Annotated in this window: 19 protein-coding genes and 2 tRNA genes; 8 read left to right on the top strand and 13 right to left on the bottom strand. The window is 26.9% G+C overall.

The features are described from left to right. The first annotated feature begins 10 nt into the window (after positions 1-10). Positions 11-859, top strand: a complete 849-nt coding sequence (locus tag ACYPV9_RS07155) for a hypothetical protein (RefSeq protein WP_299059252.1) — start codon at positions 11-13, stop codon at positions 857-859. An 11-nt stretch (positions 860-870) separates the two neighbouring features. After that, positions 871-2,337: an aminotransferase class V-fold PLP-dependent enzyme gene (locus tag ACYPV9_RS07150; RefSeq protein WP_459742617.1), complete on the top strand. Its 1,467-nt coding sequence runs from the start codon at positions 871-873 to the stop codon at positions 2,335-2,337. Between the two features lies 1 nt (position 2,338). On the opposite strand, the gene ACYPV9_RS07145 is transcribed toward ACYPV9_RS07150, so the two are convergent. After that, positions 2,339-3,229 carry a lysophospholipid acyltransferase family protein gene (locus ACYPV9_RS07145; protein WP_459742615.1) on the bottom strand — a complete coding sequence of 297 codons (891 nt, stop codon included), beginning with the start codon at positions 3,227-3,229 and terminating at the stop codon, positions 2,339-2,341. 84 nt (positions 3,230-3,313) lie between these two features. Here ACYPV9_RS07145 and ACYPV9_RS07140 point away from each other — a divergent pair, with 84 nt between their 5' ends. Further along, complete coding sequence (locus tag ACYPV9_RS07140; RefSeq protein ID WP_459742613.1) at positions 3,314-3,970, top strand: rhomboid family intramembrane serine protease; 657 nt, start codon at positions 3,314-3,316, stop codon at positions 3,968-3,970. Positions 3,971-4,029: 59 nt separating this feature from the next. On the opposite strand, the gene ACYPV9_RS07135 is transcribed toward ACYPV9_RS07140, so the two are convergent. Then, positions 4,030-4,102, bottom strand: a tRNA-Gly gene (locus ACYPV9_RS07135). 280 nt (positions 4,103-4,382) lie between these two features. Between ACYPV9_RS07135 and ACYPV9_RS07130 the strand changes: the two genes are divergently transcribed. Together ACYPV9_RS07130 and ACYPV9_RS07125 are read left to right on the top strand one after the other, a co-directional pair. Further along, complete coding sequence (locus ACYPV9_RS07130) at positions 4,383-4,814, top strand: hypothetical protein (protein ID WP_459742611.1); 432 nt, start codon at positions 4,383-4,385, stop codon at positions 4,812-4,814. A 266-nt stretch (positions 4,815-5,080) separates the two neighbouring features. After that, the gene (locus tag ACYPV9_RS07125) at positions 5,081-5,512 is read left to right on the top strand and encodes a hypothetical protein (protein WP_299059264.1); all 432 of its coding nucleotides are present in this window, start codon (positions 5,081-5,083) and stop codon (positions 5,510-5,512) included. A gap of 175 nt (positions 5,513-5,687) precedes the next feature. Here the strand turns inward: ACYPV9_RS07125 and ACYPV9_RS07120 are convergent, their stop codons facing one another. Beyond that, the gene (locus ACYPV9_RS07120; protein WP_299059267.1) at positions 5,688-6,077 is read right to left on the bottom strand and encodes a response regulator; all 390 of its coding nucleotides are present in this window, start codon (positions 6,075-6,077) and stop codon (positions 5,688-5,690) included. 214 nt (positions 6,078-6,291) lie between these two features. Between ACYPV9_RS07120 and ACYPV9_RS07115 the strand changes: the two genes are divergently transcribed. Then, a complete protein-coding gene (locus ACYPV9_RS07115; protein WP_299059270.1) occupies positions 6,292-6,723 on the top strand; it encodes a hypothetical protein in 432 nt (143 codons plus the stop codon). A gap of 171 nt (positions 6,724-6,894) precedes the next feature. Here ACYPV9_RS07115 and ACYPV9_RS07110 read toward each other — a convergent pair whose 3' ends face one another. The 5 genes from ACYPV9_RS07110 to ACYPV9_RS07090 form a co-directional block, all read right to left on the bottom strand. Next, positions 6,895-7,248, bottom strand: coding sequence for a response regulator (locus ACYPV9_RS07110; RefSeq protein ID WP_459742608.1), 354 nt, complete (start codon positions 7,246-7,248; stop codon positions 6,895-6,897). A 120-nt stretch (positions 7,249-7,368) separates the two neighbouring features. Next, positions 7,369-8,016: a response regulator gene (locus tag ACYPV9_RS07105; protein ID WP_299059275.1), complete on the bottom strand. Its 648-nt coding sequence runs from the start codon at positions 8,014-8,016 to the stop codon at positions 7,369-7,371. Next, positions 8,013-11,810: a PAS domain S-box protein gene (locus ACYPV9_RS07100; protein ID WP_459742605.1), complete on the bottom strand. Its 3,798-nt coding sequence runs from the start codon at positions 11,808-11,810 to the stop codon at positions 8,013-8,015. The genes ACYPV9_RS07105 and ACYPV9_RS07100 overlap by 4 nt, the downstream gene beginning before the upstream one ends. A gap of 109 nt (positions 11,811-11,919) precedes the next feature. After that, entirely contained in the window at positions 11,920-15,786 is a 3,867-nt protein-coding gene (locus ACYPV9_RS07095) for a sensor histidine kinase (protein WP_459742603.1), read from the bottom strand. Between the two features lie 249 nt (positions 15,787-16,035). Beyond that, positions 16,036-16,109: transfer RNA gene (locus ACYPV9_RS07090), tRNA-Met, on the bottom strand. A 108-nt stretch (positions 16,110-16,217) separates the two neighbouring features. Between ACYPV9_RS07090 and ACYPV9_RS07085 the strand changes: the two genes are divergently transcribed. Together ACYPV9_RS07085 and ACYPV9_RS07080 are read left to right on the top strand one after the other, a co-directional pair. Further along, entirely contained in the window at positions 16,218-16,601 is a 384-nt protein-coding gene (locus ACYPV9_RS07085; RefSeq protein ID WP_299059284.1) for an START-like domain-containing protein, read from the top strand. Positions 16,602-16,701: 100 nt separating this feature from the next. Continuing rightward, the gene (locus tag ACYPV9_RS07080) at positions 16,702-17,535 is read left to right on the top strand and encodes an aminotransferase class IV (RefSeq protein WP_459742601.1); all 834 of its coding nucleotides are present in this window, start codon (positions 16,702-16,704) and stop codon (positions 17,533-17,535) included. Here ACYPV9_RS07080 and ACYPV9_RS07075 read toward each other — a convergent pair. The 5 genes from ACYPV9_RS07075 to ACYPV9_RS07055 all read right to left on the bottom strand — a co-directional run bounded on the left by ACYPV9_RS07075 (position 17,532) and on the right by ACYPV9_RS07055 (position 22,019). Beyond that, complete coding sequence (locus tag ACYPV9_RS07075; protein WP_299059290.1) at positions 17,532-18,089, bottom strand: YqgE/AlgH family protein; 558 nt, start codon at positions 18,087-18,089, stop codon at positions 17,532-17,534. The two genes, ACYPV9_RS07080 and ACYPV9_RS07075, sit on opposite strands and share 4 nt — an antisense overlap. Before the next feature lie 91 nt (positions 18,090-18,180). Continuing rightward, the gene (locus ACYPV9_RS07070) at positions 18,181-18,453 is read right to left on the bottom strand and encodes an HU family DNA-binding protein (protein ID WP_299059293.1); all 273 of its coding nucleotides are present in this window, start codon (positions 18,451-18,453) and stop codon (positions 18,181-18,183) included. A 187-nt stretch (positions 18,454-18,640) separates the two neighbouring features. Next, positions 18,641-19,585 (bottom strand): methionyl-tRNA formyltransferase, encoded by a 945-nt coding sequence (gene fmt, locus ACYPV9_RS07065; protein WP_459742598.1) that lies wholly within the window; start codon positions 19,583-19,585, stop codon positions 18,641-18,643. A gap of 2 nt (positions 19,586-19,587) precedes the next feature. Continuing rightward, complete coding sequence (locus tag ACYPV9_RS07060) at positions 19,588-21,483, bottom strand: RecQ family ATP-dependent DNA helicase (protein WP_459742596.1); 1,896 nt, start codon at positions 21,481-21,483, stop codon at positions 19,588-19,590. After that, positions 21,480-22,019, bottom strand: a complete 540-nt coding sequence (locus ACYPV9_RS07055) for an AAA family ATPase (protein ID WP_459742638.1) — start codon at positions 22,017-22,019, stop codon at positions 21,480-21,482. Before ACYPV9_RS07055 ends, ACYPV9_RS07060 begins: the two co-directional genes overlap by 4 nt. Positions 22,020-22,024: the final 5 nt, after the last annotated feature.

Raw genomic sequence — 22,024 nt, 5'->3', positions numbered from 1 at the left:
ATAATTTAGATTGAAAAAAAACATTATAGTTTTAACGATACTATTATTTAGTTCGGTTACTGTTTTAGGACAACAAAATAAAAAGTTTTCTAAGAAAAATAAGGTAGTAAATAAAGGTAAATTTTTTGTTTACTGGGGATGGAATTGGTCTAGTTATACAGATTCTGACATCCGTTTTAAAGGGAAAGATTATGATTTTACATTATCTGATGTTAAAGCACAAGATAGACCAACTAAATTTTCTGTACATAATTATTTTAATCCTGGTAATATAACAATTCCACAGAATAACTATAGAATAGGTTATTTTTTTAAAGAAAATTATACAGTTTCAATTGGTGTAGATCACATGAAATATGTTGTTAATAATGATCAAAATGTAACTATAAATGGTAATATTAATATAGGTAATGCAAAGTATGATGGTACCTACAACAATCAGAATATACAACTAACAGAAGACTTTTTAAGATTTGAGCACACAGATGGTTTAAATTATGTAAATGTAGAAGTTAAAAGATTTGATAATATTGATCATTGGTTCGGATTGGATTTAAAGAACCTTCAAATAAATTTAACAGAAGGAATAGGAGTAGGAGGTTTATACCCAAGAACAGATACATCACTTTTGGGTAAAGAAAGACATGATAACTTTCATTTATCTGGTTGGGGAGTTTCTATTGGAGCTGGGGTAAATATTACATTTTTAAAACATTTTTATATTCAATCAGATTATAAAGTTGGTTATATAAACATGCCAGATATTAAAACCTCTTTAAGTACTGCAGATTCTGCATCTCAAAGTTTTTATTTTTTCGAGAATAATATATTAATAGGAGGAAGATTCAGAATTTTTTAAAACAGTTTACAATGAATTTAGAAGCATATTTTAATAAGTTTAGAGAAAATATAGTTGGTATAAACCAAAAATTTGAATCTCCTTATGGTTTGCAAAATTTAATATATACAGATTGGACAGCAAGCGGAAGGTTATATCATCCTATAGAAGATAAATTGTTGCATAAGTTTGGGCCTTTTGTTGCCAATACACACACAGAAACATCTACTTCTGGTGCTGCAATGACATTGGCTTATCATGAAGCTAGAAAAATTATTAAGCGTCATGTGAACGCAAATGAAAACGATGTATTAATAACTTCGGGTTCTGGTATGACTGGCGTTGTAAATAAGTTTCAAAGGATTTTAGGGTTAAAAGTATCCGAAAGTTTAAAAAATTACACAGAATTACCAGAAGAAATAAGACCTATTGTTTTTATATCTCATATGGAACATCATTCTAATCAAACTTCTTGGCTAGAAACTATTGCAGATGTAGAAATTGTACCGTGTAATAATGAAGGTTTAGTCTGTTTAGAAAGTTTTGAAAAAAGTATTAAGAAACACGAACACAGAAATATTAAGATAGCTTCTATAACATCTTGTTCTAATGTAACTGGTATCAAAACCGATTATCATAAAGTAGCAAAATTGATACATAAATATAATGGTTTATGTTTTGTTGATTTTGCGTGTAGTGGTCCTTACGTAGATATTGATATGCATCCGAAGGAAGCAGATGAATATTTGGATGCTGTCTTCTTTTCTCCTCATAAATTTTTAGGAGGACCAGGAAGCTCTGGTGTATTAATTTTTAATAAAAGCTTGTATAAAAATACAATTCCAGATAACCCAGGTGGCGGAACGGTAAGTTATACAAATCCTTGGGGTCAACATGATTATTTTGATGATGTTGAAACTAGAGAAGATGGCGGAACACCAGCTTTTTTACAAACAATTAGAATTGCACTTTCAATACAATTGAAAGAAGAAATGGGTACAGATAAAATTAAAGCGAGAGAAGATGAAATTAATAAAGTAGTTTTTAACACTTTAGAGAGTTTAAATGGGGTTAATATTTTAGCACCAAATCATAAAGATAGATTAAGTATTTTTTCTTTTTATTTTGAAAATTATCATTTTAACCTTGTAGTAAAGCTTTTAAATGACCGTTTTGGAATTCAAACTAGGGGTGGTTGTTCTTGTGCAGGAACTTATGGTCATTATTTATTAAATGTCGATCAAGAAACTTCTAATAGAATTAAAGACGAAATTTTACATGGTTGTAATACGCAAAAACCAGGTTGGGTTCGTTTATCTGTTCATCCAACAATAACAAATAAAGAATTAGATTTTGTTTGTAATTCTTTAAAAGAACTTTCTTTACACATAGAAGAATGGTCTAAAGATTATGTATACGATCGTATAAAGAATGATTATTCACATAAATCTGTTACACCAATAGAACATAGCTTAGTGAAAGAGTGGTTTAATCTATAGTCTATAAAAAATCAGCCGGAACTTTATCTCTATGTTTGAATCTTTTGTGAGACCAAAGGTAGAATTCCGGTTGATTTAAAATGTTTTTTTCTGTTAATTCGGTATATAAATCTGTAATTTGATAATTATCAAAATCTTTAGGGTTTTCTGTAATCAATTGAAATTCGGTTTTATAATATCCTCTTTTAACTTTTCTAGTCACGTAATTTATTACAACTAAATCAAATCTTTTTGCAAGCATTTCTGCACCCGTATGTACCGGAACTTTAATGTTAAAAAAATCTCTCCAATAATATGTTTTATGTGGTTGTGGTGATTGATCGCTTAATAAAATATATGCTCCTTGATCTTTATTAGAAAACCGTTGTTGCATACCTCTAACCATTTCTGAAGTTTTGTATCCAATTACCCCAAATTTTTCCCTAGAATCTCTAACCTTTTTTTCAAAGTACTTATTATTAAGTTTAGTATAAGCACCATATACATCAATATTTAATACTTTAGGTAAACTTGTAGACCACTCCCAATTAGCTTGATGTGCACCAACTAGTGCAATACTTTTACCTTCTTTAGCATATTTATTTACTAACTCTGGATTTTCATATGTATAACGTTTTAGAATTTCTTTTTCAGAAATAGAAAAAGCTTTCACACTTTCCATCATTAAATCCATCAAATGTTTAAAGAATTTTTTTCTAATAATTAATAATTCTTCTGTAGGTTTCTCTGGAAAAGCCATTTCTAAATTTTCTAAAACTACCTTTTTTCTATAACCAAAGACATAGTATATAAGAAAGTAGAAAAAGTCTGACTTTATATATAAAATTCTCATTGGTAATTTAGAAAGTAACCAGATTAAAGGATAGCTAATGGCAAATATTATGAATTGCATATTTAGGTTTTATAGTTGCAAATATCGTATATATATTTAAAATGAAAACATAAAATACTTATCGGTTTTTATTAAGTTTGTTAAATGATAGAAAATATAAATAGAGCTATTTTAGTTTTAATGATTGCCAATGTTTTGGTATCTATAAAAGGTTTTAAAGAATATGCGTTTCTTGATAAATATAAATTTCAAGTAAGTAGAATTTTATCTGGAGAGAAATTGAGAATGTTAACATCTGGTTTTTTGCATGTAGATTGGTTGCACTTAGGTTTAAATATGTATGCTTTATACATTTTTGGTGATATTGTTACAGACAATACTTCTACTATTAACTTCTTAATTATATATTTTGGAAGTTTATTAGCGGGTAGTTTGTACTCTTTGAAAGAACATAAAAAAGAACCTTATTATAGTGCCGTAGGAGCATCTGGAGCAGTTTCTGGGATAATTTTTGCAGCTATTTTATTGTATCCAGATATGAATATTTATCTTTTATTTATACCAATACCAATTCCAGGATTTATTTTTGGTATCGCTTATATTATATATTCTATTTATGGTATGAAAAATCAAGTAGGTAATGTTGGGCATTCAGCGCACTTAGGAGGTGCAATAGGAGGGTTTATTCTAACTATTAGTCTCAATACATATTTATTTAAATACAATTTAACTACAATTATGTTATTAGCTATACCAATTATCCTTTTGTTAATTTTTGGAGATAAACTGCCAAAAAAATAATTTAAACTAGCCAAATTTTTATCAAAAAAAAAGCTTCATAATTTCTTATGAAGCTTTTGAGCGAAAGACCAGGTTCGAACTGGCGACATTCAGCTTGGAAGGCTGACGCTCTACCAACTGAGCTACTTTCGCGTGGTAAAGAGATGCAAATATATAACGTTTTTTAACATCTGCAAGCATTTTTTTTACAAAAAAACACACATTTATTTGATGTTGTTAATAATGAAATAGTTAGCTTATTATTTTTTTTATTAATGAATGTTTTAGTTTAATTTATTAGAGTAAGTATTTACATAATCATGTGAAATTTTAAGTTAATTTTTAAGATTAAGGAATTTGCTTATTTATAAAACTGAAGTTTGGGTATATCTTTGAAGAATAATTATATGTTTAATCCCCCAATTTAATCATCATGAAAAAATTTAAACTATTAGTAATCTTCGCATTGTTTGCATTTTCTGCAACAGGACAAAACCTGGCAATGAACACATTAAACAATTATGGTAATACTATTTCTACAGTAGAAAAAGAAGAAATAGTACCATTATTAAATGAAACTAAATACACATACAAGTACAAAGGAGAAAACGTTGTTGTTTTATTTTCTGAGAGTAAGCACGTAGAATATTTTAATGAAGGAAAATATTTTATTAAATCTGATATTTCTTGGGTGTCAGAAGATGAATGCTATATGACTTTACAAGAATCAAATCTACCTAATTTTCCATTTAAAAAAGGAATCAAACTAAAAATGAAGATAACAAAGATAAAAAGAGGTTATATCTTTTACGAGTCTACTTTAGGTGGTAGAACTTGGGAAGGTAGAATGAGAAAATTATATTAATTCCCTAAATTAATATATTCCCCTAAGTTAAATTATAACCCTAACATATTATAATTTACAAAGTCCAGTTTGTTTGTTCAAACTGGGCTTTTATGTTTCTACCAATATTGTCTTTTGGTTATTTAAAAATACGATCGTGGTTCTAATTTCATAATTAAATCCAACGAAATAATGAAATTAAGAATTTTGCTTATTTATAAAATTGAAGTTAATTTTTATATTAGGCATATAATTAAATTATATGTTTAACCCCCAATTTAATCATTATGAAAAATTTTAAACTAATAGTAATTTTCGTATTATTTGCATTCTCAGTATCAGCACAAGATTTTGCATTGACATCAGTAAACAATTATAGAGCATACAAGTCAAAAGAAGAAAAAGAAGCAATAGTACCATTACTAAATGAAACTAAATACACCTACAAGTACAAAGGAGAAAATGTAGTTGTTGTGTTTTCTGAGAATAAGCATGTAGAGTATTTTAATGAAGGAAAATATTTTATTAAATCTGACATTTCCTGGGTTTCAGAAGATGAGTGTTATATGACATTACAAGAATCAAATCTTCCTAATTTTCCATTTAAAAAAGGAATCAAACTAAAAATGAAGATAACAAAGATAAAAAGAGGTTATATCTTTTACGAGTCTACTTTAGGTGGTAGAACTTGGGAAGGTAGAATGAGAAAAATGTATTAGACAGTAAAACCAATATTTTTAATCAAGTTAACCTTAAATTTATATTATTCCCAGTTGATAGAATCGTTTTCTATTACTGGGATATTTTTTTGCTTCAAAATGAATAATTATAATATTGAAAGACAATTTCTGTTTATTACAATTACCAGTAGTTTTATTCTTAATAGAAATAATTTTATAAAATTGTATTTTGTAATGTAATGATAAGTTTATCGAAATCTTTAGACTTATCAAAGAAAGCTTTTGCACCGTATCTTAAACATGTACTTTTAAGTTCTTTATTAGTTGAAAACACATAAACTTTAGTGTTTATATTATTCTTATTAAACCATTTTAATAGCTCTATGCCATTACCGTCGGGTAAACTCAAATCTAAGCTAACTAATTTTACAGAATTACTTTTTAAATAATTTATAGCTTGTTTTAAAGTATACGTAAGTTTAACGTTCTTAAATTTTTTGGATTTTAAACTGGCATCTAAAATTTTATCTCCTATTAAATAATTGTCTTCAACAATTAATAAATTATTAGAAAGATATGTGTATTCTAAATTACTAGTTAACATGTAGTTTTGGTTTATTACAAAAATAAAGATTAAGTAAAGCTTTATTTGTAGGGAGTTTGCTTAATTTAAACACTTATAAGTTTAATAAAACTTACATTATAAAATGAAATTTTAAGTTCGTTTTTAAGATTAAGGAATTTGCTTATTTATAAAACTGAAGTTTGGGTATATCTTTGTAATATAATTATATGTTTAATCCCCCAATTTAATCATCATGAAAAAATTTAAACTATTAGTAATCTTCGCATTATTTGCATTTTCTGCAGCAGGACAAAACCTGGCAATGAACACATTAAACAATTATGGTAATACTATTTCTACAGTAGAAAAAGAAGCAATAGTACCATTACTAAATGAAACTAAATACACATACAAGTACAAAGGAGAAAATGTAGTTGTTGTGTTTTCTGAGAATAAGCATGTAGAGTATTTTAATGAAGGTAAATATTTTATTAAATCTGATATTTCTTGGGTGTCAGAAGATGAGTGTTACATGACATTACAAGAATCAAATCTACCAAATTTTCCATTTAAAAAAGGAATCAAACTAAAAATGAAGATAACAAAGATAAAAAGAGGTTATATCTTTTACGAATCTACTTTAGGCGGCAGAACCTGGGAAGGAAGAATGAGAAAACTTTATTAAGATTTTTACCCTAAATTAATTAAAACGATTCCCCCTTTAATTAATCTATTCCCTTAATTAAATTTTATATCTCAAGTATTATAATTTAGAAACACAGTTAACAAGCATAATAATTTATTCTTATAACTGGGTTTCTTTTTTTAATAAGTATATCTAAATTGCGACTAAAGATTAATTATCAATATCAGAAGTTTCAATTGTCTTGATTAGATTGTCAAAATCAGTAGATTTATCAAAGAAACCTAAAGCTCCGTACCTAAGGCAGGTTCTTTTTAATTCTTTACTCGTAGAGAATACGTAAACCTTTGGTAAATTATTTTTTTCTTTAAACCATTTTAGCAATTCAATTCCATTACCATCGGGTAAACTTAAGTCTAATGTTATAATATCGACATTGTTTTTTTCTAAAAAAGAAATTGCTTCTTTTAGAGTTGCTGTTAATTTTATGTTTTTTAGAGGATGAATATTTTTACTTGCTTTAAGTATTTTTTCACCAATTAAAGGGTTGTCTTCTACAATTAGCATATTTTTTAATTGGTGTTTCAAGTATTAATTGAGTTTAATTATTTGGTCAATTGTAAATTTACAATTAATTTTATTTGCCTTAAATAGGTAAGTTGCTTATTTTATATAAGCTTATAAAATTTATAATGAGGTAAAACCTTTTTTAATTGCATATTTGGTTAATTCGGGTATTGTAAATAAATCAATTTTTTTCATAATATTATTTCTATGAACATCAATAGTTTTTGAGCTCAAAAACAATATTTCTCCAATTTCTTTAGAAGTTTTTCCTTCTGTTATTAATTGTAAAACTTCTTTTTCTCTAGAACTTAAAAGGTTGTTTTCTATTGTATCTCCTTTTTTAATTATTGATAAAAATTCTTGATTAATATCTTTAGATAAATATTTGATATCTTGTATAACAGTATTAATCGCTGTAATAAGTTCGTTCGAATCTCCGTCTTTTAATAAATAACCATAAGCGCCAGCTTTAAACATACCTTGTATGAATTGTTTGCTTGAATGCATAGAAAGGCCAATAATTTTTATTTTTGGGCAGGTTTTATGAATCTGTTTCGCTGCTTCTATACCATTTAAACCAGCCATAGCTACATCTATAACAAGAACATCGGGTAATAATTTAGAGCAAATACTAATCGCTTCTCTTCCGTCAGAAGCTTCACCTATAATTTGCATATTAGATTTTTGCTCTATGATATTTCTTAAACCATCTCTAAGAAGTTTATGATCATCTACTAAAACAATTTTTATTTGGTTATTGGTCATCATACAGCTAAAGGTATAAAAAAATTAACTGTTGTTCCTACGTTTTTATCTGAATTTATAGAAAAAACACCATTAATATTAGCAATTCTTTCTTGTACTGTAAATAAACCAAATCCAGAACCCGAATAGTTTTTTAAGTTTTTTAATATGCTGATGTCAAAACCAATACCATTATCTTTTATAATAAACCAAAAGCCTAAGTTCGATTTATTAATTTCTAACGTTATTAAAGTAGCTTCTGCATATTTTAAAGCATTATTTGTTACTTCTTGAATACTTCTATATAATAAAATAGAAGAAGCTTCATCTAGCTCTACAAAATCTAAATTAGTAATTATTTCACATTTTATTTTATAAGTGTTTTCTATATTTTCAAACAACCAATATAAAGTATCTATTATGCCTAATTGATAGAGTGCAGGAGGTGATAATTCGAAAGTTATTTTTCTACTATTTTCTAAAGCATCAACAATATGAGTTTCTATAAAATCTAGATCTTCAAAAATTTCTTCTAATTTGTCATTTCTTTTTAACTCATTAATTTTCATTTTAGAGATTACTAAAGACTGACTTAAATGATCGTGAATATTAGATGCAATTTCTTTTTTCTGTTTTTCTTCAATTAGCGTTAACTCTGTGGTTAGTTTTTGCAAAGAAGATTGATATTCATTAATCTCTATATTTGCTAACATCCATTGAGTTATGTCTCTAGCAGTTGTTACAAAGTAACTAATTTTATCATTTTTATAAATAGGAGTGGATAAAAATTCTAACCAAATATATTTTCCATTTTTATGTTTTGCTCTAAACGGATGTGCTTCTGCTTTTAAATTATGGTTAACATCTTTAATGGCATTATATAAATTTTCTAAATCATCATCATGAACTATAGAGAGGATTTTTTTCCCAATAAAATCAGATTGTTTATAACCTAATAAGTTTTCTATTGAAGGGCTAATATACTTAAATGTGCCGTCTGGCTCTTGTAAACAGATTAAATCGCTAGTGTTATCTGCAAGTAAGCGGTACATTTCTTCGGCTTTGTCAATTTTGTCTCTATTTAATTTTCTTTCTGTTATATCTTGTAAAACACCTCTTAAAAATGTGGTTTCACCATTTGAATTAGTTTCAGTATATCCAATTACATTTAACCAAAGTAATTCGTTGTGCTCATTTTTAAAATTCAATTCTAAATTGAAGCTTTTGTTTTCTGCAATACAAGTATCAATAGCTTTTTGTAAAATTTCTTCAGATCCATTAACGTAATATTTCATTAACTTTTCTAAGGGTGGAATATTTCCTATTGGTAGACCATGAATTTTAAAAATTTGATCAGACCAAGTAACATTTTCTGTTTTTAAATCTAATTCCCATGCACCAACTCTTGCAATTCTTCCAGATTCATTTAATAAAAACCTACTTCTTTCTGCGGTAATAAGAGCTTTCTTAATTTCAGCTTTACTATCTCTTAGGTTTTTTTCTATTAATTTTTGATTCGTAATATCATTCATTACTACAACCGCACCCAATTTTTTACCATTATTGTCAAAAAAAGATGCTCCATTACAAAGTACAATTCTAGGTTCTTGGTTTAAAGATTTTATAACGATCTCTTCATTTGTTAAGACTTTTCCATTAAATGCTTGTATTAATGGTATTTCATCTTTGTTTAATAATGTTGTATAATCTGTTTTATAAAGGCCATAATTTTTAGCCCATTGATCTTGTGGTATTTTAAGAATGTCGATACCATGCCATTCTTTTGCGGTTTTGTTAAATAATACAAGCTCTCCTTTATCATTACTAGCAACAATTCCTGCATTTTGATTTTCTGTCATTGCTACAATAAACTCATTTTGAGCTTTTAACTTGTTTTGTGTAAGTCGTACTTCTGTAATGTCTTCTATAATACTTAAGACATATTTTTTATTACCAATTAAAATAATTTCTGCGTTGGCCTTCCATATTCTAAGTTCTCCAGATTTAGTAATAAATTCAGATTCAAAATTTTTAACGCTTCCGTTTTTAATTAATCTATTAAAGTAGATATTTCGTTTTCTTTGAGATTTCCAAATACTTGAATGAATGTTTACAGTGCCTATTAATTCTTCTGGTGTGTATCCAGATATTTTTATTGAAGCGTCATTTACATCAACAATTTTTTGTTCATCAAAACTATTAAGTATAATTAAGTTAGGGCTATTTTTAAAAATTTTAAAGAATTTTTCTTCGCTCTCTTTTAATTTTATATTAATATTTTTTCTTTCTGTAATATCTTGTAAAACACCTCTTCTACCAATTATGATATTATTATCATCATAAATTGGTTGCACAACATTTCTAATCCAGACAGTTTTATTGTTGTTATTGATTAGTTTTAATTCTAAATCGTAAGGTGTTCCGTTTTTTTCGAGTTCTATATTTGCATTAGAAATTTTTATTTGAGATTCATTATCAAACTTTTTAAATATATCTTCTCTTTTAGGTATATTGTCTTTAACGTCGCTTTCATAAATTATATGAATATACTCAGACCAACTAACACTATCTGTAGTTTTTAAATACTCCCAGTATCCAATTTTGGCTAATTTACTAGCTTCATTTAACGAAGTTTCTTTATGCTCTAACAATTTTAATGAAGTCTCAATTTTATTTTTAGCTAAAATTCTTTGCGTAATATCTCTTGCCGAGGTAACAAAGTAACTTATTTTGTTATTATCGTAAATAGCTGAAGTTACAAATTCTAGCCATACATAATGACCAGATTTATGTTTAACTCTAAAAGTATATGCATTGTTATTATAATCCGTAATAAATAGCTTTTTACCTATAGTCTCTTTTAATTTTTCTAAATCTTTTTCATGTACATAATCAAAAATTTTTTTTCCAATAAAATATTTGCTTTCATAACCTAAAATTTTTTTTATTGAAGGGCTAACATATTCAAAAGAACTATCTATACTTTGTAAACATATTATATCATTAGAATTATCTGTTAATAATTTATACTTTTTTTCTACCTTTTTTTTGTCGTTTGTAGCCGTTTCAAATTTTTGTTTGTAGGTTAATGGTTGAAAAACATCTTTAATTTTAAAGAAAACAAGATCTTTGTCCGTAGTATCTAAAAACCTTAAGTATATGTAAAAAAGGAAACTAAAATAGGTTGCAAATATTCCTTTAGATACTAAACCTTTTGTAATTATAGGTAATAATTTATCCGATTTCCAAAAAGAAAATGTAGCATAAAAAATTGTGTCGAAGCTTACTACAATCAGCATTGTAATAAAAATTTGTAAGAATAAATACTTTGTTTTTTTTGAAATAAACTCGAATATTACAATCAATAATAGAGAATCTATTAGTAGTGCAATATTCGAAATAGTAGATATAAAAGGCGAATTTTTAAAAGGTTTCGCAGAGTTTATAATAGCGTTATCAATTAAAGGGTCTTCTATTCTCCAATTAAAAACTTGTAATAAAAGAGTAATTAATAAATTTACTATAAATAATGCGTAAATAACTTTTTTTGTTTCTTTAGCATCTTCTTTAATATAAATTATTAATAGAGCAAACAGAGTTACTGTAACAAATATGGATGAACCTTGAGATATTAAATGATTTGTTGGGTAATTTGTATTTATACTATTTGATAAAAAAATTTGTACAAATTGATATAAGCCTAAACAAGCATAAAGTACACTTAAACCTAGTTTTTTTCTTACTCTAAATAAAAGTAATATTATTAAAGCAACAAAAGAGCTTTGTATAAATAATGTCGAAAATTGATTAAAAGTCATAGCGAAAATTAATTAAAATTGATAGTAGGAGTATCAATTTTTAGGGGATTTTTTTTTAAATATACAAAAAATATGATTTTGAAAAAATAAAGTTAAAACTTTCTTAATTTTAAGAAGATGTAGGAATTAAAAATGTTACAGTAGTCCCTTTATTAATTTCTGATGAAATATCAAATTCTCCTTCAATGTTTTCAATTCTTTCTTTTACTGTAAATAATCCAAAACCAGAGCCATTGGTATTATGATTATTTTTTAAATGATTAATATTAAAACCTATACCGTTATCCTCAAAAACAATTGCAATACCGTTAAGGGTACTTGTGATGTTTAAAGTGTAAAATTTAGATTTAGAGTATTTTATAGAGTTGTTAACAACTTCTTGAATACTTCGATACAATAAAATAGATTTTGCATCATTCATTTTTACTGAATCTACAGTAGTGTTTATTTCAGATTTTATTTCATATGTTTTTTCAATATATTCGAACAACCAAAACAAAGCATCAATTATACCTAATTGATATAAAACGGGTGGAGAAAGTTCAAAAGTAATTTTTCTACTATTATCTAAAGCATCAGAAATATGTGTTTCTATAAAGTCTAAATCTTTAAAAAGTTTTTTATAATTCTCGTTATTCTTTAATTCCTTAATTTTCATTTTTGAGATTACTAAAGATTGACTTAAATGATCATGAATATTAGAAGCAATTTCTTTCTTTTGTTTTTCTTCTATTAAAGTAATTTCTGTAGTTAATTTTTTTAACGAATTTTGGTATTCTTGTATGTTTTGATTTGCAAGCATCCATGGTGTAATATCTCTTGCACTAGTAACAAAGTAGCTAATTTTATCTTCTTTAAATACAGGTGTAGATAAAAACTCTAACCAAATATAGTGACCATTTTTATGAAGTGCTCTAAAAGGAAAGGCTTGTGATTTAATGTTTTTAGATATATTCATAAAAGTATTTTTTAAAGCAGGCAAATCTTCTTTGTGAACTATATTATAAACCTTTTTGCCAATAAAATCTTCTTGTTTATAACCTAGAAGATTTTCTATTGAAGGGCTTATATATTTAAATGTGCTATCATATTCTTGTAAACAGATTAAATCGTTTGTATTATTTGCAAGTAATCTATATAATTCTTCTGCTTTTTCAATTTTGTCTCTATATTTCTTTTTTTCTGTAATATCTTGTGTTACGCCTCTTCGCCCAATTATTTCATTTTTTTCATTATATATTGGTTGAGCAACATTTCTTACCCAAACCGGTTTACTAGTTTTTTTATTATAAATTTTCATTTCAATATCAAATGGTAAACCATTACTGTTTAATTCTAGTATGGCGTTTTCAATAATTGATAAAGAGTCTTTATCTATTTGAGTTTCAAGTTCTGCTCTAGGTGGCACGGGTTTTGTTTTGTCTAAACCGAAAATATCATAAAGATATTCAGACCAATTAAAAGAATCTGTACTAATATTATAATCAAAATATCCTATTTTGGCTACTTTACTTGCTTCATCCATAGAAGCTTTATTTTTTTCTAATAATGTTAAAGAGTTTTCAATTTCTTTTTTTGATCTTTTTAATTCTAATCTCGTTAATTTAGACTCTGTAATATCTTGTAATACTCCACTTCTTCCTATAACTTCTTTGTCTTTATTGTAAATTAAATGAGCTATTACTCTAACCCATACTTCTTTATTTTTAAAATTAGTCATTTTAAGTTCTAGGTCATATGGTTTACCATCAGCGTCTAGTTTTTTAGTGGCGTTAATTAATTTTTCTAAAAATTCACCTTTATAAACGGCAATCATTTCTTCTCTAGACGGAATTTTCTTTTTTGGGTCTAAACCAAAAATTTTATAAACGTAATCAGACCAATAGAAAGAATTGGTTTCGAACAAAAATTCTGAATAACCAATTTTTGCAATTCGACTAGATTCTCTTAAAGAAAGTTCTTTTTTTTCTAGAAGTCTTAAAGATGTTTTTAACTCTTTTTTAGAGCTTTCTAGTTTATGCTGTATTTTTTTGTACTTGGTTATATCTTGTAGTACAACTTTACTACCTATTAATTCTTTATTTTTATTAAAAATAGGATGTACAATATTTCTAATCCAAAATTCTTCTCCATTCTTTTTATTTCCTTTTAGTTCAATATCGCTGGACTTACCTTTTGTGTTTATTTCTTTGATGGCCTTTTTTAATTTATTTTGAGATTTTGAATTAAAAAAGGTTAAAATTTCTTTTAAATCAGGAACACCTTCTTTGGGGTTTAAACCAAAAATTTTATAGGCATAGTTAGACCAACTATAAGTGTTTGTTTCTGAAATGTATTCTATAAAGGCTAGATCCCCAATTTTGCCTGCAATATTTAATGATTTTTCATTTTTCTCTAACAAGTTTAAAGAACTCTCTAATTTTAGTTTGGCAATTTTGCTGTAGGTGATATCTAGTAAAACACCTCTACGCCCGATTAAATTTTTATCAGAATTAAAAACAGGCTCTATAATTAAGCGTAACCAAATAATTTTATTTGTTTGATTTTTACCTTTAACTTCTATATTAAATGCTTTTCCTTCTTTTCTGAGATTTTCTATGTTCTTTATGATAGCTTGTTTAGAATTTTTTTCAAAATAATTTAAAAATGTTTCTTGAGAAGGTGGTGTTTTAGAGGGTTTTAAACCAAAAATATAAAATAAATAATCAGACCAAATATATGTTTTGGTAATTTCATTAAACTCTATAAACCCCATTTTACCAATTCTACTAGCTTCATTTAATGCTTTTTCTCTTTTTTGTAAAAGTAAAAGAGAGTTGTTAAGTTCATTTTTGGCTAGTATTCTATCAGTTATATCTCTAGCAGAGGTTACAGAAGAAGATATTTTTCCGTTTTCATAAATAGGAGAAGTTAGGTATTCAATCCAGATATAATAACCTTTTTGATGTTTTAATCTAAAGATTAGAGGCTTTCTATTTAAGTTATTAAAAAACTCTTTTTCAGATATTTTCTTTTGAAGATCTTTAAGATCATCTTTATGCACAATAGAGAAGATTTGTTTCCCTAAAAAATCTGATTGATTGTAACCTAAAACGGTTTTTATAGAAGGACTAACATATTTATAATTACCATTTAATTCTTGCAAACAAATAATGTCGTTAGAATTTTTTGTAAGCAAACGGTACATCTCATTTGCTTTTTTAATATCATCTACTGCTACTTCAAATTTTTGTTTATATGTAAGAGGTTTAAATACATCTTTTATTTTAAAATAAACTAAGTCTTTGTCTGTTTCATCTAAGAATCTTAAATAAAGATAAAAGACTAAACTATAGTAAATAGTAAAACTGTTTTTAGATATTAAACCAGAAATTAGTATATCAAATAAATTATCTGAATTAAAAAAAGTTATAAGAGTAAAAAATATAGTGTCAAATGTTAGCACTAATATCATTGTAATACTAATTTGCAAAAAAAGAAATTTTATTTTTCTAGAAATCGATTCGAAAATAAAAATTAAAAGTAATGCATCTAAAAACAATGCAATATTACCAACTATAAAAGAGGGAGTGTTTTTTAAGAAGTTTTCTGTAACGCTAAAGTAATTTTTTGAATTAAAATCGGTTAGGTTCCAAAAAAAAGTGACTACAATAAAATAAATTAAAACATTAACAATAAGTATTGTAGTAATAATTTTTCGAGCCTCTTTAGCATCTTCTTTTATATAAATTAATAATAGTGTAAAAAGAGAAATTGTTATAAATATAGAAGAGCCAGGAGTAATTAAAAATTCGTTAGCAAAATTTTGATATACACTATTTAGTATAAAAACCATAACTTGTACAAACTGAAACAAGCCAAGACAAGCGTATAAAACGCCTTTTCCAAGTTTTTTTCTAAATTTAAATAAAAAGAGTATTACAAAAGCAACTAGAGAGCCTTGTAAAAGTAAGATTAGGATAACATTATAATTCATAGCTTAAGATTGTAGAGGGGTTACTTAAGGATGGAAGGGGAGAAAACAATTTTACATAAATATAATTAAATTTAATTTTAAATTAGATAAAAGTATATTTTTTTTTTGTAATTATTTGTTTTTTAAGGTATTATATTTAAATTAGTCTTTTTAAAAAGAGCTATTTTTAAGAGAAATAGAATTTAAGTGAAGAGCTTAAAATAAAAAAACAGTTTAGAATATTCTAAACTGTTTTTTTATTTTAATTTGTAGCGAAGACGGGATTTGAACCCGTGACCTCAGGGTTATGAATCCTGCGCTCTAACCAACTGAGCTACCTCGCCATTGGTTTGCGGGTGCAAATATAGACACTTTTTACAAACCTGCAAGAAGTGTTTTGATTTTTTTTTAATTGAATTAATACCTATATTGTCCGCCTAACAAAACAAACAATGGATAAAGTAAAATTTGAATTAGAAATTCCAATTCACGCATCGCCAAATATGCTATATCAATATATATCTTCACCTTCTAGTTTACAAGAATGGTTTGCAGATAAAGTTAACTCTAGAGGTAAAGTATTTAGCTTTGTTTGGGAAGGTACAGAAGAATTAGCAAATCTAGTAACCAAAAAGGCAGGAGAAAGAATGCGTTGGAAGTGGCTTGAGAGCGAAGATGATGATAGTTATTTCGAAATTAGAATTCAAGTAGACCCATTAACAAAAGACGTTTCTTTAATAGTTACAGATTTTGCAGAAGATGAAGACGAAGTAGATGAGGCTAAACAGCTTTGGGAAAATCAAATAGAAGAACTTAGGCATACAATTGGTGCTTAATTAGATAAATTTAAACATAAAAAACCAGCATTTATTGCTGGTTTTTTATGTTTATAATACTAAGATTTGTAGTATTTTTGCAGTTCTTAAAATTTAAAGGATGATTAATTTAAACGGTGAGTTATTATTTAAAGAAAATATAAACCTTTCTAAAGATAATAGAGGATTTAAATACGGAGACGCTATTTTTGAAACAATTAAAGTTGTAAACAAAAAAGTTGTTTTTTGGGAAGATCATTATTTTAGATTGATGGCTTCGATGAGAATGTTGCGTATGAAAATTCCGATGGAGTTTACGTTAGAGTTTTTAGAAAAGGAAATTTTAAAAACTATTGCAGTTCTAGATGATGCGCCATCTTTTAGAGTCCGTTTAAATGTTTACAGAAAAGATGGTGGTTTATATACACCAAAAACAAATAAAGTTGATTATTTAATAGAAGCTAGCGAGAATACTTATGTTTTTAAAAACGAGTATCAAGTTGATGTTTTTAAAGATTTTTATAATTATTCTGGTTTGTTGTCTACAGTAAAAACAAATAATAGAATGATAAATACTTTAGCGAGTATTTATGCCAATGAAAATGATTTAGATAGTTGTGTTCTATTAAATGAAAGAAAAGGAGTAGTAGAGGTTACAAACGGAAATATTTTTGTAGTAAAAGGAAATATTGTTAAAACACCTGCTTTAACAGAAGGATGTATTAAGGGTATTGTTAGAGGTAAGATAATAGAAATCTTAACCAAAAATAAAGATTTTACTATTGAAGAAACTACAATTTCTCCGTTTGAGATTCAAAAAGCAGACGAAGTTTTTATTACCAACGCAATTATTGGTGTGCAAGCAATAACTAAGTACAAGAAAAAAACATTTACAAGTAATTTGGCTGTTAAATTACAAGCCAATTTAAATGTTTTACAAATTGCAGGAAATTAATTTAAATTAAAATCGTTGGGTGCATTTGCCCAAAGTTTATAATTGCCTCCTTTTTCGAGTAATTTATTTTTCCAAAGGCTTTCTTCGTCATTAGAAAAAATGTTTTCGAAATTGTTTTCTGTAACAAACCAAGAATTTCCAGATAATTCATCTTCTAATTGGTCTTTATCCCAACCAGAATAGCCTAAAAAGAAACGAATATCAGATTCATCTAATAAACCATTGTTAAGAAGGTCTTTTAGTTGTTTAAAATCTCCGCCCCAAAAAACACCATTAGCAACTTCTATGCTGTTATCTAATAATTGGGGTATTCTATGTACAAAATATAAATTATCCTGCTCTACAGGGCCACCTTGATATATGATAAAATCGCAATCTATTTCTGGTAACAAATCTTTAATACAATATTCTAGAGGCTTATTTAAAATAAAACCTACAGAATTATTATCTGTATGTTCAGTTAATAGAACAATTGCTCTGTTAAATGAATTGTCGTTTAAGATAGATGGTTCTGCAACCAAAAGTCTACCTTTTTTTGGGAGGAGTTTAGACATTCAATTTTTTTATTAAATATAGGTAAATTTTTAACAAAAAAAAACTCTCTAAAAAAGAGAGTTTTTAATTTTTTATTTAAAACTGTAAAAATTAGTTTACAGCATCGCTTAATCCAGCTCCAGCTTTAAATTTAGCTACGTTTTTAGCAGCAATTTCAATAGTCTTTCCAGTTTGAGGATTTCTACCAGTTCTTGCAGCTCTATTAGAAACAGAAAAAGTTCCGAAACCAACTAAAGCAACTTTATCTCCCTTTTTTAAAGAAGAAGTTACGTTATCTGTAAAAGACTCTAAAGCTGCTTTAGCTGCTACTTTAGAAATTCCTGCGTCTGCAGCCATTGCATCGATTAAATCTGATTTGTTCATAATGAATTGATTTTAAAATTATTTTTATTATACTTTTTGCTTAATAGCTTAACAAATATAGACGGATTGTGGGTTTACGCAAATGTGAAGGCCCAAAAAAGGGCATTTTGTTAATAAATGCAGGTTAATTGTTAATAAAGCGTGCTTTGAAAATCAAAAAACTCTACAAACCGCATCAATAAAGGCTTTACATCATTTTTGCATCCGAAGAAAAACCAAAGCCGTTTAATAAGCTTTTTGTATCCATTTTTTTCTTACCAGAAAGTTTTATTTCATTAATAATAATGTAGCCACCATTTACTGCTATTTTTAATTCTTTTTTGGTAGTTATAATAGCACCATAATCTAAAGAGTGTGATTCTATTTGTTTACTTATGTCATAAATTTTAGCAGAAATTTCTTCGTCATTATTATATATTAATGTCCAAGCTGCCGGAAAAGGGTTTAAACCTCTTATTTTATTATAGACGTTATCTAAAGAATCAGTCCAATCTATTTTAGTGTTTTTAGGGTTTAATTTTGGTGCAGATTTTTCTTCTAAATCGGGTTGTTTTGTAGTAACTACATTTCCTTTTGCAATATAATCTACTGTTTTAGAAACCAAGCTTGCGCCTATATGCATTAATTTGTCATGCAAACTGCCTACTGTTTCTGTTTCTTGTACAGCAACTTCTTCTTGTAAAATTATTTCTCCGGTATCAATTTTATCATCAATAAAAAAAGTAGTAACCCCTGTTTTTGTTTCCCCGTTAATAATAGACCAATGTATTGGTGCAGCTCCTCTGTATTCAGGTAATAAAGAAGCGTGTAAATTAAAGGTACCTAATTCTGGCATTTGCCATACTACTTTGGGTAACATTCTAAATGCGACAACAATTTGTAAGTTGGCATTTAAAGATTTTAATTCAGCTAAAAAATCTTCGTTTTTTAAATTTGTTGGTTGTAATATTTTAAGGTCTTTAGATTTTGCATACTTTTTTACTGCAGACTCATTTATTTTTCTTCCTCTACCGGCTGGTTTATCTGGTGCAGTAATAACACCTGCAATTGTATAGTTGTTTTCTACTAAATGTTTTAAAATGGCTACGGCAAAGTCTGGCGTTCCCATAAAAACGATACGCATATCTTTCATATTTATATTTTTAGTTGAAATTTATTTAGATTGTTTAAGATTAGTTTATCTTCTGAAAGAAGTGTTTGCAAATGTATTAAAATGTCTTTCTCTTTAGCATTTAAAAAATTACAAATTTCTTTTGAAGATAATTCTTTGTTGAGGTTTAGAAGAGCTAAAATTTCTTCGGATAGGTTTTTTGATTGATTTTTTTTATGCGCTATGCAAACATCACAAATACCACAATTTTCTTGTTTAGTTTCGTCAAAATATGCTAAAAGTTGTTTGCTTCTGCAAATTTGATTGTTCTTTATAAATGAGATGAATCGTTTAGCTTTTTCTTGTTTTAGAAATAGAAATTGTTTTATTTCTTTAGAAAATCTATTGATGGTTTTGTCATCTTCTCTTGGCATTAAAAAACTTAAAGCAGCATTATCATTAGATTGATTGTATACAAGTAACTGTTGCTGCTCTAAAAGTTCTAAATTCTGAATAACTTTGTTAGAAGTTATACCTGCTTTTTTAGCAATGTAGAATTCGTTTATTTTTATTTCATCTTCAAACAAACCACCGTAAGTTCTTAAAAGCACATTTATAAAGTTTTTTAAAGAGTTATTATTGTTAGAAAAATTTAATATAGAATAATGCGATGCTGTTACTTTTAAAGTAGATTTTTTATTGAAACTACTATTGAGTTCTATAATACCATAATTAACCAATAATTTTAAAATAGCATCTGTTTTAAGAATTTGCAATTTGTATTTTTTGCAGAACTCATAAAAATTAAAGGCATAAACTTCTTCTGAAATTTCGCCTAATGCGATTCTAAATTGCTGATATAACTTTTTATGAACCTCTTTGATTTCATTTATTGAGGGTATTGAATTTTCTATTTGTTTTTGATGTAAATAAATATCATGCTCATTATATAATAAAACACCAAATGATTTTTTTTCGTCTCTACCAGCTCTACCTGTTTCTTGCACATAGTTTTCTAGGCTATTTGGTAAATTATAATGAATAACTAAACCAACATTGGGTTTATCTATGCCCATACCAAAAGCATTGGTTGCTACAATTATTGGGGTTTTCTCTAACATCCAATTATTAAAAGCCGTTTCTTTATCTAAAAAAGATAAACCCGCGTGATAAAATGTACTTTTAAAGTTATTAGCATTTAAAAAATTAGAAATTTCTTCGGTTTTTTTTCTAGAATTTACATAAACGATAGCAGGGGTTTTGGTTTTTTTAAAAATACTAGTTAGCCTTTCTAATTTATCTTCAATTTTAAAAACTTGATATGCTAAGTTTTCTCTAAAAAAAGACTTTTTAAATAGTAAAGTATTCTTTAATTCTAAATTGCTTTCAATGTCTAATAAAACTTTTTTATTGGCTGTTGCTGTTAACGCAATAAAACCAACTTCTGGTAAAATTTCTTTTAATACTTTAATATTTCTGTAAGAAGGCCTAAAATCATGTCCCCATTCCGAAATGCAATGCGCTTCGTCAATTGCAACCAAGTTTACGTTTAGTTCTTTAATTTTTTGCTGAATTAAAGAAGATTGTAACCTTTCTGGTGATATGTATAAAAACTTAACCTTACCAAATTTAATTTTATCAAATAATGTTACAATTTCACCTTGCTGACTACCAGAAGGAATTGTAATTGCTTTTATATTTTTTTGCTTTAAGTTTTCTACTTGATCTTGCATTAAAGCAATTAAAGGAGAAACTACAATACAAACACCTTCTTTAATTAATGCGGGTACTTGAAAACAAATAGATTTTCCGCCACCGGTTGGCAACAATGCAATGCTGTCTTTATTGTTTAAGACTGCAGAAATAATTTCTTTTTGAGGAGCTCTAAAGGAGGTAAATCCCCAATATTTTTTTAATATATTTTCTGGTGATAACATCATTCGCTTGTTAGCGAATTTAAAATGAAATTTGTGCGTTCTTCTATAGAACCAAAAGGCACATTTATTAAATTATAACCTAAATCTGAGTAGGCTTTTACCAAAAACTTATCAATTTTAACAGATTCTACAAAAGATTCATAACGTTCGTTGTCTGTGGTGTGTATTTCTTCCCAAGGCGAAAAATGAAATATTTTGGTGTATTCATATTTTTTACACTTTTCTAGAAAGTAATCTGGATATTCTGTTTTAAAATAATCCATGTAGGCGTGTACATCCGGAATTCCTCTATCAAAAAAAACAATTTCTTTGTCTAATTTTGTTGCTTTTTGGTATTGATTTTCTCTACCTTCTAAAAGCATTTTACTAAATAATAAAGGTTCTGTTAAAAAAAGTTGATCGATACCTTCTTCTTTAGCCTTTAAAGTTACCTCTCTAGAAACTTCGGGCATACAATAATATCCCTTTTTAATAAGTTCATTTATAATAGTAGTTTTACCAGTTCCTGGTCCGCCAATAAGAACAATTTTTTGCTGCATCGCAC

This window comes from Polaribacter sp. OB-PA-B3 (genome assembly GCF_054589375.1).
This window is presented reverse-complemented; position numbering and strand designations above follow the sequence as displayed.

What these genes read in the sequence shown, in the direction of transcription:
- ACYPV9_RS07150 (WP_459742617.1), top strand. Translation starts at nt 871, where the DNA reads ATGAATTTAGAAGCATATTTTAATAAGTTTAGAGAAAATATAGTTGGT.
- ACYPV9_RS07145 (WP_459742615.1), bottom strand. Translation starts at nt 3,229, where the DNA reads ATGCAATTCATAATATTTGCCATTAGCTATCCTTTAATCTGGTTACTT.
- ACYPV9_RS07140 (WP_459742613.1), top strand. Translation starts at nt 3,314, where the DNA reads ATGATAGAAAATATAAATAGAGCTATTTTAGTTTTAATGATTGCCAAT.
- ACYPV9_RS07130 (WP_459742611.1), top strand. Translation starts at nt 4,383, where the DNA reads ATGAAAAAATTTAAACTATTAGTAATCTTCGCATTGTTTGCATTTTCT.
- ACYPV9_RS07125 (WP_299059264.1), top strand. Translation starts at nt 5,081, where the DNA reads ATGAAAAATTTTAAACTAATAGTAATTTTCGTATTATTTGCATTCTCA.
- ACYPV9_RS07120 (WP_299059267.1), bottom strand. Translation starts at nt 6,077, where the DNA reads ATGTTAACTAGTAATTTAGAATACACATATCTTTCTAATAATTTATTA.
- ACYPV9_RS07115 (WP_299059270.1), top strand. Translation starts at nt 6,292, where the DNA reads ATGAAAAAATTTAAACTATTAGTAATCTTCGCATTATTTGCATTTTCT.
- ACYPV9_RS07110 (WP_459742608.1), bottom strand. Translation starts at nt 7,248, where the DNA reads ATGCTAATTGTAGAAGACAACCCTTTAATTGGTGAAAAAATACTTAAA.
- ACYPV9_RS07105 (WP_299059275.1), bottom strand. Translation starts at nt 8,016, where the DNA reads ATGATGACCAATAACCAAATAAAAATTGTTTTAGTAGATGATCATAAA.
- ACYPV9_RS07100 (WP_459742605.1), bottom strand. Translation starts at nt 11,810, where the DNA reads ATGACTTTTAATCAATTTTCGACATTATTTATACAAAGCTCTTTTGTT.
- ACYPV9_RS07095 (WP_459742603.1), bottom strand. Translation starts at nt 15,786, where the DNA reads ATGAATTATAATGTTATCCTAATCTTACTTTTACAAGGCTCTCTAGTT.
- ACYPV9_RS07085 (WP_299059284.1), top strand. Translation starts at nt 16,218, where the DNA reads ATGGATAAAGTAAAATTTGAATTAGAAATTCCAATTCACGCATCGCCA.
- ACYPV9_RS07080 (WP_459742601.1), top strand. Translation starts at nt 16,702, where the DNA reads ATGATTAATTTAAACGGTGAGTTATTATTTAAAGAAAATATAAACCTT.
- ACYPV9_RS07075 (WP_299059290.1), bottom strand. Translation starts at nt 18,089, where the DNA reads ATGTCTAAACTCCTCCCAAAAAAAGGTAGACTTTTGGTTGCAGAACCA.
- ACYPV9_RS07070 (WP_299059293.1), bottom strand. Translation starts at nt 18,453, where the DNA reads ATGAACAAATCAGATTTAATCGATGCAATGGCTGCAGACGCAGGAATT.
- fmt (WP_459742598.1), bottom strand. Translation starts at nt 19,585, where the DNA reads ATGAAAGATATGCGTATCGTTTTTATGGGAACGCCAGACTTTGCCGTA.
- ACYPV9_RS07060 (WP_459742596.1), bottom strand. Translation starts at nt 21,483, where the DNA reads ATGATGTTATCACCAGAAAATATATTAAAAAAATATTGGGGATTTACC.
- ACYPV9_RS07055 (WP_459742638.1), bottom strand. Translation starts at nt 22,019, where the DNA reads ATGCAGCAAAAAATTGTTCTTATTGGCGGACCAGGAACTGGTAAAACT.